Here is a 15,505-nt window from a genome sequence, read left to right on the forward strand (position 1 = left end):
CGTCATTAACTTTCCGGGGGGATCCGCTTTCCGGAGGGATCAGGTGGAGCGACTCCGGACGGCCGGCGGGATCACAGGGCCGGGAGTCGCAGGACGAAGCGGGTGCAGTCGGGGCAGTCCTCCACGCGGATCGTCCCCCGGTGCGCGATCGCCACATCGCGGGCGATGGCCAGCCCCAGCCCGACGCCTCCCTGATCCCGGCTGCGGGCGGCGTCCAGGCGGGTGAAGCGCTCGAAGACGCGCTCCCGGTCCTCCTCGGGGATGTGCGAGCCGTCGTTCTCGACGGCCAGCACCGCCTGGTCGCCCTCCTCGGACACCGTCACCCGCACCTCGCTGTCGGCGTGCCGCTGGGCGTTGTCCAGCAGGTTCGTCAGCACCCTGGCGAGCTGCATCCTGACCCCCTGGACCACCACGTCGTCGGCCAGTTCCAATCGCACGGGGAGCTTGTCCTTGCGCGCGGCGAGCTCCTGGCGGACCAGCTCGGCCAGGTCCACCGGCTCCATGGCCACGTCCACCCGCGAGCCGATCCTGGCCAGCAGAAGCAGGTCGGTCATGATGGCCTCCAGCCGGTCGGTGTCGCGCAGGGCGCCTTCCACCAGCGTCGGGAGGTCGGTGTCGTCGGGGTAGAGCTGGGCGCTCTCCAGCTGGGCGCGCAGCCCGGCGATGGGGGTGCGCAGCTCGTGCGAGGCGTCGGAGGCGAACTGCCGCTGCTGCAGCGCCGAGCGCTCCAGGCGTGCCAGGGTGCCGTTGACCGAACGGGCGAGCTGCGCCACCTCGTCGTCGCCCGGCGGCTGGGTCACCCGGCGGCTCAGGTCGCTGGCGTTGACGTCGTCCAGCTCGCCGCGCATGGCCGCCACCGGGCGCAGCGCCCGGCCGGTGACCACCCAGGTGGCCCAGGCGGCGAGCACGACGAGCGCCAGGAGCTGGGAGAAGATGATGATCTCCATGATCCGGGTGGACAGCACCGACGGCGTGCGGCGTCCCGCGTAGACCACGGAAGAGTCGGGGGCGGGCGACACCCGCACCGCCGTCAGGTGCACGCACATGTCAGGCAGGCAGTTCGTGGTGTCGATGATGCCGTCGTACGGAGCCGGCTGCACATGACTCAGAGGCGGCAGGTTCCTGGCGGCGTCACTGGCCGCCAGGACCTTCCCGCCGGGGGCGACGAGCTGGATCAGGTCGACGGAGGCGTTGGTCATGGGCAGCGCGTCCCGCGACGGCAGCCTGCCTTCGCGCGCCTCGGCGCCGATGGCCTCCGCGACCTGGCGGGTGTCGCTCCAGACGGTGCTCGCCACCAGGGCCCTGCCGACGATCACCCCGCCGATCGCCACGGGCGTCAGCACCAGGGCGGCTACGGCCGTGGCGACGAGGGTGACGCGTCCGCGCAGAGAGCGGGCCCACAGGCGTGACACGCACCGAGGCTACTAACCGGTGTCACCGCCATATGCCGCATGCAGGGAAAGTTTGCCCCATGCTGTCACCTGATCACCGTTGCAGCCAGACCGCGGTGTCCGGCGGGATCGCGCCGTCGGCGCCCAGCGGGCCGCTGGACAGCAGCACCCGGCCGCCGTACTCGGGGAGCACCGGCTCCTCGCCGGTGTTCAGCACCACGACCAGGCCGGGGGAGCGCTCGATGGCCAGCACGTCCTTGGCGGAGTCCAGCCAGCTCAGCGTGCCGCCGCCGAGCGCCGGGTGCTCCCTGCGGATGCGCAGCGCGGCCCGGTAGAGGTTCAGCGTGGAGTCGGGGTCGTCCTGCTGCGCCTCGGCCGACAGCAGCCGCCAGGAGTCGGGGATCGGCAGCCACGGGTCCTGCCAGCCGCATCCGGGCGAGGCGGTCCACGGCAGCGGCACCCGGCAGCCGTCGCGGCTCTCGCCGCTGCGCCTGAACGCCGGGTCCTGCCGCAGCTCGTCGGGCAGGTCGAGGACGTCGGGCAGGCCGAGCTCCTCGCCGTTGTAGAGGTAGGCGGAGCCGGGCAGGGCGAGCATGAGCAGCGTGGCCGCCCGGGCGCGGGCCGGCCCGCCGTGCCGGGTGACGTGGCGTGGCTTGTCGTGGTTCGACAGCACCCAGGTGGTGGGCGAGCCCACCATCTCGGCTTCGGCCAGCGCCTTCTCGATGACCGTACGGAAGGACTTGGCGTGGAAGTCGGCCATCATGAACTCGAACGAGAACGCCTGGTGCAGCTCGTCCGGCCCGACGTAGCGGGCCAGCCGCTCGGGGGAGGTCACCCAGGCCTCGGCCACCGCCATCCGGCCGCCGGGGTAGGAGTCGAGGATCGGCCGCCACTCGCGGTAGATGTCGTGCACGCCGTCCTGGTCGAAGTAGGGCAGCTGCTCGTCGCCGAGCATCTCGGCCTGGCGGCCCTCCTTCGGCCCGACGTCGGGCAGCCCGTCCGCCTTGATCATGCCGTGCGCCACGTCGATCCGGAACCCGTCGACCCCGCGGTCCAGCCAGAACCGCAGGATGTCGCGGAACTCGGCGCGCACCTCGGGGTTCTCCCAGTTGAGGTCCGGCTGCTCGGGCGCGAACAGGTGCAGGTACCACTGCCCGTCGGCGACCTGGGTCCAGGCCGGCCCGCCGAAGATCGACTCCCAGTCGTTGGGCCGGTCGCGGAAGATGTAGCGGTCACGCAGATCCGCCTGGAACCAGGGGTGCTGGTCGGAGGAGTGGTTCGGGACGAGGTCCACGATCACCCGGATGCCGAGCGCGTGGGCGTCGGCGATCAGCGCGTCGAAGTCGGCGAGCTCGCCGAACATGGGGTCGACGGCGCGGTAGTCGGCGACGTCGTAGCCGCCGTCGGCCATCGGCGAGGTGTAGAAGGGGCTCAGCCAGATGGCGTCGACGCCGAGCTCGCCCAGATAGGCCAGCTTGTCACGCACACCTGCCAGGTCTCCGACGCCGTCGCCGTCGGAGTCGGCGAAGCTGCGCGGATAGACCTGGTAAACGACGGCGTCCCGCCACCAGTCGTCGTTCTCGAGCATGGTTGTCCTTCCCCCGGGATGTCCGTGATGTCTGGTGCAGGATCGCGTGAGCTCTTGCGAGAGGTCAAGTGGAAGTTGCGGAAACTTGCAGATCCCCCTGTTGCAGGCGAGTAACTCCTCCAGCACGCCCGCACGGTGAGGATCGGGTAACGCTCTTTGCAAGTTCTTCCAATTCTTGCAAAGACTCGCTAACGTCCCGGAAACATAAGCCGCGAAAGCGGTCAGGATTGGATCTTTTGGCGGTGGCGCGTGCGGCGCCGCTCCCTCCGTGACCTCAGGAGGTCTCATGCGCAAGCGAGCTCTGGGTGTGGCCGCTCTCGCGACTCTGGCTTTCGCCGCCACGGCCTGTGGCGGCTCCGACCCCGCGGCGCCCTCGGCGGCGCCCAGCGGATCGGCTTCGGCCCCCGCAGCCGACAAGGGCAGCGGCAAGCTCGTCATCTGGGCCGACCCCAACCGGGTCAAGGCGCTCAAGCCCTTCGCTGACCAGTTCGGCACCGAGAACGGCGTGACCGTCGAGGTGAAGGAGATCAGCAAGGACAACCAGCAGACCTTCCTCACCGCCTCCCAGCAGGGCAGCGGCCCGGACGTCATGATCGGCGCGCACGACTGGATCGGCAACCTGGTGCAGAACGGCGCCATCGACCCGGTCAACCTCACCGAGGCGCAGAAGGCGGCCTTCCCCGAGATCGCCATGAAGGCCGTCACGTTCGACGGCCAGGTGTACGCCGCGCCGTACGCGGTGGAGAACATCGCGCTGATCCGCAACACCGACCTCGCGCCCGACGCGCCCGCGACGCTCGAAGACATGGTCGCCAAGGGCGCCGAGCTGAAGAAGGCGGGCAAGGTCAAGGAGGTGCTCTGCCTGCCGGTCGGGCAGAAGGGCGACGCCTTCCACGCCTACCCGATCTTCGCCGCGGGTGGCGGCTCGCTGTTCGGCACCACGGCCGGCGGCGACCCCGACCCGAAGCAGGTGCTGCTCGGCTCCGCCGACTCCGTCAAGGCCTTCGGCAAGCTGAAGGACCTGGGGGAGAAGGGGGACGGCGCGCTCAAGACGTCCATCACCAACGAGAACTACGTCGCCAGCTTCGCCGACAAGAAGTGCGCGTTCCTGATCTCCGGCCCGTGGGCGATGGGCGACGTGAAGAAGGGCGGGTTCGGCTACGACATCACGCCCGTCCCGTCGTTCAAGGACGGCAAGCCCGCCACCCCGTTCGTCGGCGTGCAGTCGTTCTTCGTCGCCTCCAAGGGCAAGAGCAAGGCCCTGGCTCAGGAGTTCGTCACCAACTACGTCACCAACAAGGACGTGGCCAAGGCGCTGTACGACGCCGACCCGCGGCCTCCGGCGCTGACCGAGGCCCTCGAAGAGGTCAAGGCGGCCGACGCCGACGCGGGCAAGTTCATGGACGCCGGCAAGGACGGCTTCCCGATGCCCGCCATCCCCGAGATGCAGGCCGTCTGGGAGCCGTTCGGCATCGCGGAGACGGCGGTCGTGAAGGGCGGCGACGCCGCCAAGGCAGCCGAAGCCGCGCAGAAGGCCATCGACGGCTCGCTCAAGAACTGACCCGTCATGGCTCTGGACGTGCGCGAGGCCGCGGAGAGCGTCAAGGCTCCGCGGCCACGCCGCAACATCACCACCGCCTTCGTCGTGAGCAGGATCGCGGTGCTCGCCGTGGCGGGCGCACTCCTGCTCTACGCGGCGCCGCCGCTGATCGCCGCCCGGTCCTGGACGGGGCTCGGGGTGCTCGCCGTCACCACCGCGGCCATCGGCTACCTCTACCTGACGCGCCGCTTCATCCCGGCCAAGTACCTCATCCCCGGCACCGTCTTCCTCATCGCCTTCCAGATCTTCCCCGTGCTCTACACGGTGAGCACCGCCTTCACCAACTTCGGCGACGGCCACCGGAGCGACAAGCAGGCGGCCATCTCCGCCATCGAGACGGGCTCGGTACGGCAGGCGCCCGGCTCGCCCGAGTACAACCTGACCGTCGCCCTGCGCGGGCAGGAACTGGTGTTCCTGCTCGTCGACCCGGACACCAAGCAGGTCCGGCTCGGCACCGCCGAGAGCCTGTCGCCGCTGCCCGGCGCGCAGGTCGGAGTGACCGGCAAGGTGCTGCGGGCGCCCGGCCTCACGGTGCTCACCGCTCCCCAGGCGGCCGCCCGCGGTGAGGAGATCTCCGCCCTGTCGGTGCCCACCGCCGACGGAGCGATCAAGGCCAACGGGCTGAGCCGCGCGGTCGAGGGCAAGGCGGCGCTCGTCTACGACTCCGGATGCGACTGCGTGCGCGGCGACGGGCAGACCTGGACGGCCGACCCGGGCCAGGGCTACTTCGTCAACGCCTCGGGCGAGGTGCTGGCCCAGGGCTGGCAGGTGAACGTCGGCGTCGACAACTTCGCCCGGGTGCTGACCAACCCCACCATCTCCGGCTACTTCCTCGGGGTGTTCGGCTGGAACGCGGTGTTCGCGCTGGCCTCCGTCGTCGGCACGTTCGCCCTCGGCATGGCCGTGGCGCTGGCCCTGCACCATCCCCGGATGCGCGGCACCAGGTTCTACCGGATCGCGATCGTCCTGCCCTACGCCATGCCCTCGTTCGCGATGCTGCTGGTCTGGCGGGACATGTTCAACCGCGACTTCGGGCTGATCAACCAGTTCTTCGGGCTGGAGGTCGACTGGCTGGGCCAGCCGTTCACCGCCAGGCTCGCGGTGATCCTGGTCAACCTCTGGCTGGGCTTCCCGTACATGTTCCTGGTCACCACCGGCGCGCTGCAGGCGATCCCGCGCGAGCTGACCGAGGCCGCCTCCATCGACGGCGCCACCGCGTCGCAGGGGTTTCGCCGGGTGACGCTGCCGCTGTTGCTGGTCGCGCTGACGCCGCTGCTCATCTCGTCGTTCGCGTTCAACTTCAACAACTTCAACGCCATCGCGCTCACCAGCGAGGGCGGCCCGTTCCCGGCCGAGAACCCGCAGGTGGGAGCGACCGACCTGCTCATCACCTACACGTTCAGGCTGGCCTTCGGCACCGGCGGGGCGCAGTACGGGTTCGCCGCCGCGGTCTCGGTGTTCATCTTCGCCATCGTGGCCGTCATCTCGGCCGTGGCCTTCAGGCGGACGCGCAAGCAGGAAGAGGTGTACGCGTGAGACTCGCACTGAGGCACGTGTTCGTGCTGGTCGTCTGCGCGTTCGCGCTGATCCCCATCCTCTTCGTGATCTCCGCGGCGATCAACCCGCTGGGCACCCTCGCCTCCACCGAACTGCTGCCCAACGGGGCGAGCCTGGCCAACTTCGGCGACCTGTTCACCTCCGACGTCTACCCGTTCCCCAAATGGTTCTTCAACTCGGTGTTCATCGCGCTGCTGTCGTCCTTCGCCAGCCTGCTGCTGTCGATGTTCGCCGCCTACGCCTTCAGCCGGATGCGCTTCGCCGGGCGCCGCGTGGGGCTGCTGGCGCTGCTGCTGATCCAGATGTTCCCGCAGTTCCTGGCCATCGTGACGATCTTCATGATCTTCACCAGGGTGACCGAGCTCTACCCGGCCTTCGGCTTCGACACCGCCTGGGGGCTCATGCTGCTCTACCTCGGCGGCGCCCTGGGCGTGAACACCTGGCTGATGAAGGGCTTCCTCGACACCGTGCCGAAGGAGCTCGACGAGGCCGCCACCGTCGACGGCGCCACGCACGCGCAGATCTTCTGGCGGGTCATCATGCCGCTGGTCACGCCGATCCTCGCGGTCACCGCGCTGCTGGCGTTCATCGGGATCATGAGCGAGTTCATCATGGCCAGCGTGTTCCTGCGTGATCCGGAGAGCAAGACGCTCGCCGTGGGCATGTACGGGATGATCGCGGGAGACCAGCGCAACGCCAACTTCGGCATGTTCGCCGCGGGGACGCTGCTCACCGCGATCCCGACCGTCGGCGTCTTCCTCTGGCTGCAGAAGTACATCGTCTCCGGACTCACCGCCGGAGCTGTCAAGGGATAGGTTCATTGCGCTTCCTGGACGAGCCGCACCACGACGGCTCCGCCCTCTACGTCTCCACGCAGACGCCCGCGCTCGGCTCGCCGGTGACCCTCCGGCTGCGCGCCCCGCTGGCAGCCGGAGTCACCGGCGTGCTCGTACGCGCCGTACACGACGGAGAGCCGCGCTACGCGCCCGCGAGCGTCGACCCCGTCAGGACCTCCCGGCCCACCGGCGGGTACGGCCGGACGGACGTGTGGTGGCAGGCCGAGATCATCGCCGTCAATCCGGTCACCCGCTACCGCTTCCTGCTGACCACCCCGCGCGGCCAGGTGTGGCTGACCGCGGCCGGCCTGGCGGCGCACGACCTGACCGACGCGAGCGACTTCCGGCTCGTGTGCCACGAGGCGCCGCCCGCGTGGATGCGGGACTCGATCGTCTACCAGATCTTCCCCGACCGCTTCGCCAGGTCAGGAGTCGTGCGCGAGGTGCCCGACTGGGCGCTGCCGCGCGATTGGGACCACGACCCCGTCATCCCCAGCGGGCCCGGCACCTCCGAGCAGTTCTACGGCGGCGACCTCGACGGCATCACCGCGCGCCTGGACCACGTGCGGAGCCTCGGCGCCGACACCGTCTACCTGACGCCGGTCTTCCCCGGCCGGTCCAACCACCGCTACGACGCCGCCGGCTTCGACCGGATCGACCCGCTGCTCGGCGGCGACGAGGCGCTGCACCGGCTCTCCGGCGCCCTGCACGCGCGCGGCATGCGACTGCTCGGCGACGTCACCACCAACCACACCGGCGACTCCTGCCCGTGGTTCACCGCCGCGGTGTCCGACGTGCACGCGCCCGAGCGGGAGATGTACCACTTCGACCCCGACACCGGCGACTACGAGGCGTGGTGGGGCGTCAAGACGCTGCCCAAGCTCAACTGGGGCAGCGATCTCGTCCGAAGGCGGATGCGCGCCGTGCTGACCGGATGGCTCCCGCCGTTCGACGGCTGGCGGGTGGACGTGGCCAACATGACCGGCAGGCTCGGCGCCGGCGACCACAACCACGAGGCCGCCGCCATGCTGCGGCGCGCGCTGCCGGCCTCGGCCGCCTTCATCGCCGAGCACAACCACGACGCCTCGCTCGACCTGGACCGTGACGGCTGGCACGGCACCATGAACTACGGCGGCTTCACCCGTCCCGTCTGGGCCTGGCTGCGCGGTGACGACCTGGACCTGGACCACTTCCTCGGGGTGCCCGGCGGCGTCCCGCTCCGCGACGGCCCGGGCACGCTGGCGACGTTCCGCTCGTTCGCCTCGCACATGTCGTGGCGCTCGTTCGTGCACTCCTGGCAGCTCCTGGACTCGCACGACTCCCCGCGCATCCGCACCGTCACCGGCTCCCGCGAGCGCCATCTGGTGGCGCTCGGCCTGCAGGCCACCCTGCCGGGCACGCCCATGGTCTTCGCCGGCAGCGAGTTCGGGCTGACCGGGATCAACGGCGAGCACTCGCGCACCCCGATGCCCTGGAACCGCCCCGCCGACCAGGACCTCGCCACCCTGGCCGGCTACCGCGACCTGCTCGGGCTGCGCCGCGCCGAGCCCGCCCTGCGCCACGGGGGCCTGCGCTGGCTGCACGCCGACGCCGACTGCCTGGTGTTCGCCCGGGAGACCGAGCGGGAGTCGCTGCTGGTGTGCGCCCGCCGCGCCCCCGGCACACCACTGCGGCTCGACCGGCCCGCCGAGGGTCTCTACAACGCCCTGGACGGGGACGTGCTGCCCGGCGACGGACCCGCGTTCGGCATCTGGCGTCTCAACGGCTGATCACGCTACGGTTGGCGTCTCCCGATTCCAGATTCAACTAGATAGTGGTGTCACGCATGAGGTTCCTGTCAGTCGCCGTCATGGCCTCGCTCCTGCCCGTCGCCGTACCGCTGGAGGCCGCGGCGCAGGCCGGCACCACCTACTACGTCGACTCCAAGGCGGGAGACGACGCGGCCGAGGGCACCAGCGCCACCAAGCCGTGGAAGTCGCTCGACGCCGTCAACGCGGCGGACATCAAGCCGGGCGACGCCGTCAGCTTCAAGCGCGGCAGCTCCTTCACCGGCTCGCTCACGCTGTCGGCCAGCGGCACGGCCGCCAAGCCCATCGTCATCCAGGCTTACGGCAAGGGCCCGCACGCCAAGATCAGCGGCCGCGACTCCGGCTGCGTCGTCGTCAACGGCAACCACTGGCGCATCAGCGGCCTGCGCGCCTCCAACTGCCAGTGGTCCGGTTTCGAGCTCGCCGGTGACAACAACGTCCTGTCCGACGTGCAGGCCGACCACAACATCTCCGGCGTGACCGTCACCCCCACCGGCTCCCGCAACACCATCAAGGGCAGCACGCTCGCCGACAACAACCGGATGAGCGTCAACGACGCCGGCGGCGACAACGACTCCGGCGCCTTCGGCATCCTGCTGAACGGAGACGACAACCTCGTCACCCGCAACACCATCACCGGCAGCCACGCCAAGAGCTCCGACTACGGCATCGACGGCGCCGCCATCGAGATCTTCAGCGGCAACCGCAACCGCGTCACCCACAACAAGTCGCACAACAACAACACCTTCTCCGAGCTCGGCGCCAAGAAGGGCGACACCGCCACCGGCAACCTGTTCGCCTTCAACGTCGTCACCTCCTCGCTCAAGATCGGCTCCTTCCTCGTCACCCGGGGCCCCAAGCACATCGTCGGCCCCGTCAAGGGCACCGTCGCCGTGCACAACTCCGTCTACATGCCGGCCAGGAAGACGATCGGCTGGTCCTGCCACGACGGCTGCTCCCCGTCGATCCTGAGGCTGCGCAACAACGTGATCGTCGTGGGCGGCGAAGCGGGCTACGCGGACGGCAAGGGCGCCGACGAGGCGAGCAGCGTCTACCGGGCGCGCACCGCCAAGTTCAGGCTCGGCGCCAGGTCCGTCATGGCCGACCCGCAGTTCGTCTCCCGCACCAACCTGCGCCTGCGGCCCGGCTCCCCGGCCCGGGGACGCGCGGTCCGCCTGACGCCCGCGTGGTTCGGCGGCGCCGCCCTCGCCAAGGACTTCACGGGCAAGCCCCTGCCCGCGGCACCGCACGCGGGGGCGTACCAGGGCTGACCGGCACCACACGCGGCTCCGCCGTGCCCGACCTCCCCGGCCGGGAACGCGCACCCGCAAGGGGTCAGGCCGACTGCCAGCGGGAGAGGATGGCCTCGTCGTCGAGGCCGGCATGCCAGGTCCGCTCCTCGTCGTCGGCGAACGGCAGCCACCGGTCGTAGTCGCCCGTGTCGGGCGGCACGTCGCGGGTGCCGTGGACGCGGGTGCCGTCGTCCAGGACGGTGACAGTGGGGACGCGCAGGGTGCCGCCCGGGAGCATGAGCACGTTCATGGGCGTTCCCTTCTGCGCGTCGGCCATGGCTCGCCTGCCAGCATAGCCGCCGGTGCGGAAGACGGGTCGCGGTCAGCCGATCCCGTAGCGGTGGGCCATCCACTGGTAGACCTGCCGGGCGGTGTGCTCGTCGCCGAGCAGGCGGATCAGGCGGGTGGCCCGCCGGGTCAGGACACAGGCGAAGCTCTCCGCGAACAGCTCCGAGACGTCCTGCTGGTACGGGGGAGCGAGGTGGGGGCGGCGCAGCGCGTGCAGGATGATCCACCACTGGTCCGCGGAGGGGCGCCCGTCGCAGTCGTCGATGGCGTGACCGAGTTCGTGCCCGCAGACGCTGACCGACGGCGAGGGGACGCTGCCGACGGCGATCCGCCGCAGGGTGGGGTCGTAGACGCCGGCGCTGCGCTCCCAGGTGCCGTCCTGCTGGGGGAGCGGGATGGCCCGGAGCTTCTCGAAGTCGGGCAGGTCGGGCACGGCGCCGGGGCCGACGACGAGGCCGCCGCTGAGGTGGTCGGCCAGGCGCAGGCCGACGGCGCGGGGAACGGCCGCGAGGGTCATGATGGCCAGGAGCGACTCGGCGGGCGGGAAGGTGCCGGGCTCCCACATCCGGGTCAGCCGGTGCTCCAGGACACCGACATGCAGCCAGCCGGGCCATCTTCTGCTGCGCCTCACCACACCGCGCTCTCTGCACGTCTTCCCGTCGGCCACCCTCCGTAGCCGGGATCAATGATTGCGTATTTGTCAGCGACGAGCGGCGGATCGGGCCAACGACATGCTTGGTCCGAAAAATCTTCCGAAAATGACTTCAGGCAGGGTTGTCGATCCCCCGGCTTCCCGTACGACGTCCAGATGACGACAGGAGGCGGATCCATGGACTGGAAGATCGAAGTGATCCCCGTTCCGGTGACCGACGTGGAGCAGGCGAAGGTGTTCTACAGCGAGCGGATGGGGTTCGTGGTGGACCATGACACGCGGGTGAGCGAGGAAACGCGGATCGTGCAGCTGACACCGCCGGGTTCCGGCTGCTCGATCGTGCTCGGCGCTTCCACCGGCATGCCTCCGGGCTCGGTGCGGGGGGTGCAGATCGTGGTGGACGACATCGACGCCGCGCGGGAACGGCTGGCCGAGCGGGGCGTCGAGGTCAGCACGGTCAAGCACTACGACAAGGACGGCGGCCTGGCCGAGGGGAAGGGGGGCCGCTGGAACGCGTTCGTGTTCTTCAACGACCTGGACGGCAACGGGTGGGTCCTCCAGGAGCGGGCCTGACGGTCAGCGGCCGGCCAGGCCGTGGATGATCATGTCGATGGCCGTGTCGAAGGCGCGGTCGGCCTCAGCGGGGTCGGCCGCGTCGCCGACCTGGCCCTGGGCCTCGGCCACCACGAAGCCCGAGACGAAGGCGTGCAGGACGTCGCTGGTGCGCTTGAGGTCCGGCTCGGGGATGGAGGCCGCCCGCAGGATGCGGTAGAGCACCACCCAGATGCCCACGCTGCGGTCGGCGATGACCTCATGGTGGGCGTGGATGTAGGCGTAGAGGGTGGGGTAGGTGCGCGCGAGCGTGTGGTAGGCCAGCGCGAGCATCCTGAGCTGGTCCTGCCAGGGCGCGCCGTCGTCCGGGGGGAGCTCCAGGCGGTCGGCCATGGTGACGCAGATCTGGGTGATCAGCGCCTCCTTGCTGTCGACGTGGTGGTAGAGCGACATCGGGTTGACCTTCAGCTCCGCGGCGAGCTTGCGCATCGACAGGGCATCGACGCCGCCCTCGTCCACCAGGCGCAGGGCTGTCGAGTAGATCTCTTCGGGAGTCAGCGGAGTCCCTCTGCGCGCACCGGTGGCCATACGCTGTATGTTACTCGCCATACGGTGTATGGCTAGATTCATGGGAGCGCTCATGACGGAGATCCCGGCCCCCCAGGGCATGCCGATCGTCGGCAACACGCTGCAGATTCCCTCGCACTCGCCCACGCAGTACTTCGGGGAGCTCGCCGGCCGCTACGAACAGGGCCTCTTCCGGCTCGACATCGTCGGGCGGAAGGTCGTCTTCGTCTACGACCCCGACCTGGTGGCCGAGGTGTGCGACGAGACGCGCTTCGTCAAGACCATCGACCCTCCGCTGTCGATCGTCCGCGACTTCGCCGGCGACGGCCTGTTCACCGCCGAACTCGACGACCCCGTCTGGGGGCAGGCGCACCGGATCCTGATGCCGGCGTTCGGCCAGCGCTCGATGAAGGCGTACTTCCCGCAGATGCTGGAGGTCGCCGACCGGCTCGCCGAGTCGTGGGCCGGCCGCCAGGGCGAGGACCTGCCGGTGGCCGACGACATGACCCGGCTCACCCTCGACACCATCTCGCTGACCGGGTTCGGCTACCGGTTCGACTCCTTCGCCTCCGCCGAGCTCCACCCGTTCCTGCGGGCCATGGGCGGCGCGCTGACCGAGGCCATGCTGCGCAGCCGGCAGCTCCCCCTGGTCACCAAGCTCAAGCGCAGGCACGAGGAGGCCTACCAGCACGACATCCGCGTCATGCGGGAGCTGGTCGACGAGGTGATCAGGCAGCGCCGCGGCGGGGACGGCGGCGGTTCCGGCGACCTGCTCGGCCTCATGCTGGAGGCGTCGGACCCGCGGACCGGCGAGCGACTGTCGGACGAGAACATCCGCGACCAGGTGATCACCTTTCTGATCGCCGGCCATGAGACCACCAGCGGGCTGCTCTCCTTCGCCCTGTACAACCTGCTCCGCGAGCCGCACGTCCTGGCCAGGGCGTACGACGAGGTCGACAGGCTGCTGCCGGGCGGCGAGCCGCCCACCTACGAGACGATCATGAAGTTGGACGTGATCCCGCGCATCCTCGACGAGACGCTGCGGCTGTGGTCGCCGATCCCGGTGTTCGGCGTCAGCGCGATGCGCGACACCACGATCGGCGACTACGACATTCCCGCGGGCACCAAGCTCGCCGTCCTGCTCGGGCCGCTGCACCGCGACGCGAAGGCGTGGGAGCGGCCGGACGAGTTCGACATCGACCGCTGGCTGCCGGAAAGGCGCAAGCACCACCACCCGGGCGCCTACAAGCCGTTCGGCAACGGGGAGCGGGCCTGCATCGGCCGCCAGTTCGCGCTGACCGAGGCCCGGCTGGCGCTCGCCATGATCCTGCGCCGCTTCGCCGTCTCCGACACCGCCGTCTACCGGATGAAGATCAAGCAGACGCTCACGGTCAAGCCCGAGGGCTTCACCGTCCGGGTGCGCGAGCGCCGGCCGCACGAGCGCGGCACGACGATCGAGCAGCCGGCGCCCGAGGCGGAGCAGCACGACATCGCCGTCACCGGCGTCGCCCTCACCGTCGCCTACGGCTCCAACCTCGGCACCTGCGCCGACATCGCCGAGCGGCTCGCCGAGCGGGCCGGGCGCGCGGGCTTCGCCACGAGGCTGACGCCCCTGGACGAGCTGGACCCGCCCGCCGGCGGGCTGCTCGTCGTGGTCGCCTCCTCCTACAACGGCAGAGCGCCCGACAACGCCCAGCGCTTCGACGCCCTGGAGAGCCTGCCGGACCTGACGGGCGTGCGGCTGGCCGTCCTCGGCTGCGGCAACACCCAGTGGCCCACCTACCAGGACTTCCCGCGCCGCGCGTACGACAAGCTGGTCGCCGCGGGAGCGGCGCCGCTGGTCGAGCGCGGCGAGGCCGACGCCGACGGAGACTTCGACGGCGACGTCACCGCCTGGACGGCGAAGCTGTGGGCGGCCGTGGCGGAGGTCTACAGCGCCTCCGCCGAGGACGCGGGGCCCCGCTACGAGCTGGAGGTCCTCAGCGAGGCCGAGGTCAGGCCCGCCGTCGTGTCCGCGCGCGCCTTCCCGCTGACCGTGGTGTCCAGCGAGGAGCTGACCGGCGACCCGGCCGGGCTGTGGGACTTCTCGCTGGAGCCGCCGCGCCCCGGCGTGCGCTCGATCGTGGCGACGTTGCCCGAGGGCGTCACCTACTCGGCGGGCGACCACCTGGCCGTCTTCGCCAAGAACGACCCCGAGCTGGTGGAGTGGGCACTGCGCCTGCTGCGCGTGCCGAGAGACCAGGTGGTACGGCTCCGCGCCCGCGGCGGCACCCACCTGCCGGTGGACACGCCGGTCACCGCGGGGCTGCTGCTGACGGAGTTCGCCGAGCTGCAGGAGGTCGCCACCCGGGCGGACCTGGAGACGCTGGCCGCGCACACGGGCTGCCCGTGGACCAGCGGTCAGCTCGCCACCCTGGCCGCCGACTACGCCGACGAGGTCCTGGCCAAGCGGCTGTCACCCCTGGCGCTCCTGGACCGGTTCCCGGCGATCGAGCTGCCGCTGCCCGCCTTCCTGGAGCTGGCCGGGCCGATCAAGCCGCGCTACTACTCCGTCTCCTCCTCGCCGCTCGCCGATCCCGGCCTCGTCAGGATCACCGTCGGGCTGGTGGAGGGGCCCGCGTGGTCGGGCAGCGGCGAGTACCGCGGCATGTGCTCCGCCTACCTCGGCGGGCTGACCGAGGGCGAGGTGTTCTACGGCTACATCCGGGAGCCCGCGCCGCCGTTCCGGCTGCCGGCAGACCCGGGCACGCCGGTGATCCTCGTCGGGCCCGGCACCGGCTTCGCGCCGCTCCGCGGCTTCCTGGAGGAACGGGCGCTGACCGGCGCCACCGGGCGGGCCGAGGTGTTCGCCGGCTGCCGCCATCCCGAGCACGACTGGTTGTACCGCGAGGACGTGGAGGGCTGGGCGCGGGCCGCGAACACCCGCGTGCACACCGCCTGCTCCGCCGTACCCGGCCATCCGCACCGGTTCGTGCAGGACGCGCTCGCGGCCGAGGCCGACACGGTGTGGGAGCTGCTGGAGCACGGCGCGCACGTGTACGTGTGCGGCGACGGCCTGCGCATGGCGCCGGCGGTACGGCGGGTCCTGCTGGCCATGCACCACGAGCGCACGGGCGAGGACGGCGCCGCCTGGCTGGCGGAGCTGGAGGCGAGCGGCCGCTACCAGCAGGACGTGTTCGCCTGACGGCGTCAGCGGATCACCCGGGGGGCGCAGCCGGGTGGCCAGGACCGTGCTCCCACCGCCGGTCACAGCCCTGTCTCCGGCCGTCGCCCTGGCCTGCCGGAGCCACGGTCTGCCGGTGGCGCGGCGTGCACGCCGCCGGTGACGAAGGTGTGGACGCCGGGGTCGTGACCGGCCGGGGGCTCGTGGGTGA

12 protein-coding genes are annotated in these 15,505 nt (G+C 70.8%); 7 read left to right on the plus strand and 5 right to left on the minus strand.

Annotation, left to right across the window (positions count from 1 at the left end; translation table 11 throughout):
* Nucleotides 1-71 precede the first annotated feature (71 nt).
* Nucleotides 72-1,412 (minus strand): sensor histidine kinase, encoded by a 1,341-nt coding sequence (locus tag V5E28_RS04935; protein ID WP_336205149.1) that lies wholly within the window; start codon nucleotides 1,410-1,412, stop codon nucleotides 72-74.
* A gap of 73 nt (nucleotides 1,413-1,485) precedes the next feature.
* Entirely contained in the window at nucleotides 1,486-2,979 is a 1,494-nt protein-coding gene (locus V5E28_RS04940) for a glycoside hydrolase family 13 protein (protein ID WP_336205150.1), read from the minus strand.
* 286 nt (nucleotides 2,980-3,265) lie between these two features.
* Here V5E28_RS04940 and V5E28_RS04945 point away from each other — a divergent pair, with 286 nt between their 5' ends.
* From V5E28_RS04945 to V5E28_RS04965, 5 genes are read left to right on the plus strand one after another with little or no spacing between them, the layout of a single operon-like run.
* The gene (locus V5E28_RS04945; RefSeq protein ID WP_336205151.1) at nucleotides 3,266-4,540 is read left to right on the plus strand and encodes a sugar ABC transporter substrate-binding protein; all 1,275 of its coding nucleotides are present in this window, start codon (nucleotides 3,266-3,268) and stop codon (nucleotides 4,538-4,540) included.
* Nucleotides 4,541-4,546: 6 nt separating this feature from the next.
* Nucleotides 4,547-6,115, plus strand: coding sequence for an ABC transporter permease subunit (locus V5E28_RS04950; RefSeq protein WP_336205152.1), 1,569 nt, complete (start codon nucleotides 4,547-4,549; stop codon nucleotides 6,113-6,115).
* Complete coding sequence (locus V5E28_RS04955) at nucleotides 6,112-6,951, plus strand: sugar ABC transporter permease (protein WP_336205153.1); 840 nt, start codon at nucleotides 6,112-6,114, stop codon at nucleotides 6,949-6,951. The genes V5E28_RS04950 and V5E28_RS04955 overlap by 4 nt, the downstream gene beginning before the upstream one ends.
* Nucleotides 6,952-6,956: 5 nt before the next feature.
* On the plus strand, nucleotides 6,957-8,741 hold the full coding sequence (locus V5E28_RS04960; protein WP_336205154.1) for a glycoside hydrolase family 13 protein: 1,785 nt from the start codon (nucleotides 6,957-6,959) through the stop codon (nucleotides 8,739-8,741).
* Between the two features lie 56 nt (nucleotides 8,742-8,797).
* Nucleotides 8,798-10,051, plus strand: coding sequence for a hypothetical protein (locus tag V5E28_RS04965; protein ID WP_336205155.1), 1,254 nt, complete (start codon nucleotides 8,798-8,800; stop codon nucleotides 10,049-10,051).
* Nucleotides 10,052-10,115: 64 nt separating this feature from the next.
* Here V5E28_RS04965 and V5E28_RS04970 read toward each other — a convergent pair whose 3' ends face one another.
* Both V5E28_RS04970 and V5E28_RS04975 read right to left on the minus strand, forming a co-directional pair.
* The gene (locus V5E28_RS04970; protein WP_336205156.1) at nucleotides 10,116-10,322 is read right to left on the minus strand and encodes a hypothetical protein; all 207 of its coding nucleotides are present in this window, start codon (nucleotides 10,320-10,322) and stop codon (nucleotides 10,116-10,118) included.
* A gap of 72 nt (nucleotides 10,323-10,394) precedes the next feature.
* Entirely contained in the window at nucleotides 10,395-10,991 is a 597-nt protein-coding gene (locus tag V5E28_RS04975) for a hypothetical protein (protein WP_336205157.1), read from the minus strand.
* 198 nt (nucleotides 10,992-11,189) lie between these two features.
* On the opposite strand from V5E28_RS04975, the gene V5E28_RS04980 reads away from it, so the two are divergent.
* Nucleotides 11,190-11,585, plus strand: coding sequence for a VOC family protein (locus V5E28_RS04980; protein WP_336205158.1), 396 nt, complete (start codon nucleotides 11,190-11,192; stop codon nucleotides 11,583-11,585).
* Between the two features lie 3 nt (nucleotides 11,586-11,588).
* Here the strand turns inward: V5E28_RS04980 and V5E28_RS04985 are convergent, their stop codons facing one another.
* Nucleotides 11,589-12,152 (minus strand): TetR/AcrR family transcriptional regulator, encoded by a 564-nt coding sequence (locus V5E28_RS04985; RefSeq protein WP_336205159.1) that lies wholly within the window; start codon nucleotides 12,150-12,152, stop codon nucleotides 11,589-11,591.
* 52 nt (nucleotides 12,153-12,204) lie between these two features.
* On the opposite strand from V5E28_RS04985, the gene V5E28_RS04990 reads away from it, so the two are divergent.
* Complete coding sequence (locus V5E28_RS04990; RefSeq protein ID WP_336205160.1) at nucleotides 12,205-15,315, plus strand: bifunctional cytochrome P450/NADPH--P450 reductase; 3,111 nt, start codon at nucleotides 12,205-12,207, stop codon at nucleotides 15,313-15,315.
* Nucleotides 15,316-15,505 lie beyond the last annotated feature (190 nt).

Source organism: Nonomuraea sp. LPB2021202275-12-8, assembly GCF_037044575.1.
Lineage (GTDB): Bacteria > Actinomycetota > Actinomycetes > Streptosporangiales > Streptosporangiaceae > Nonomuraea.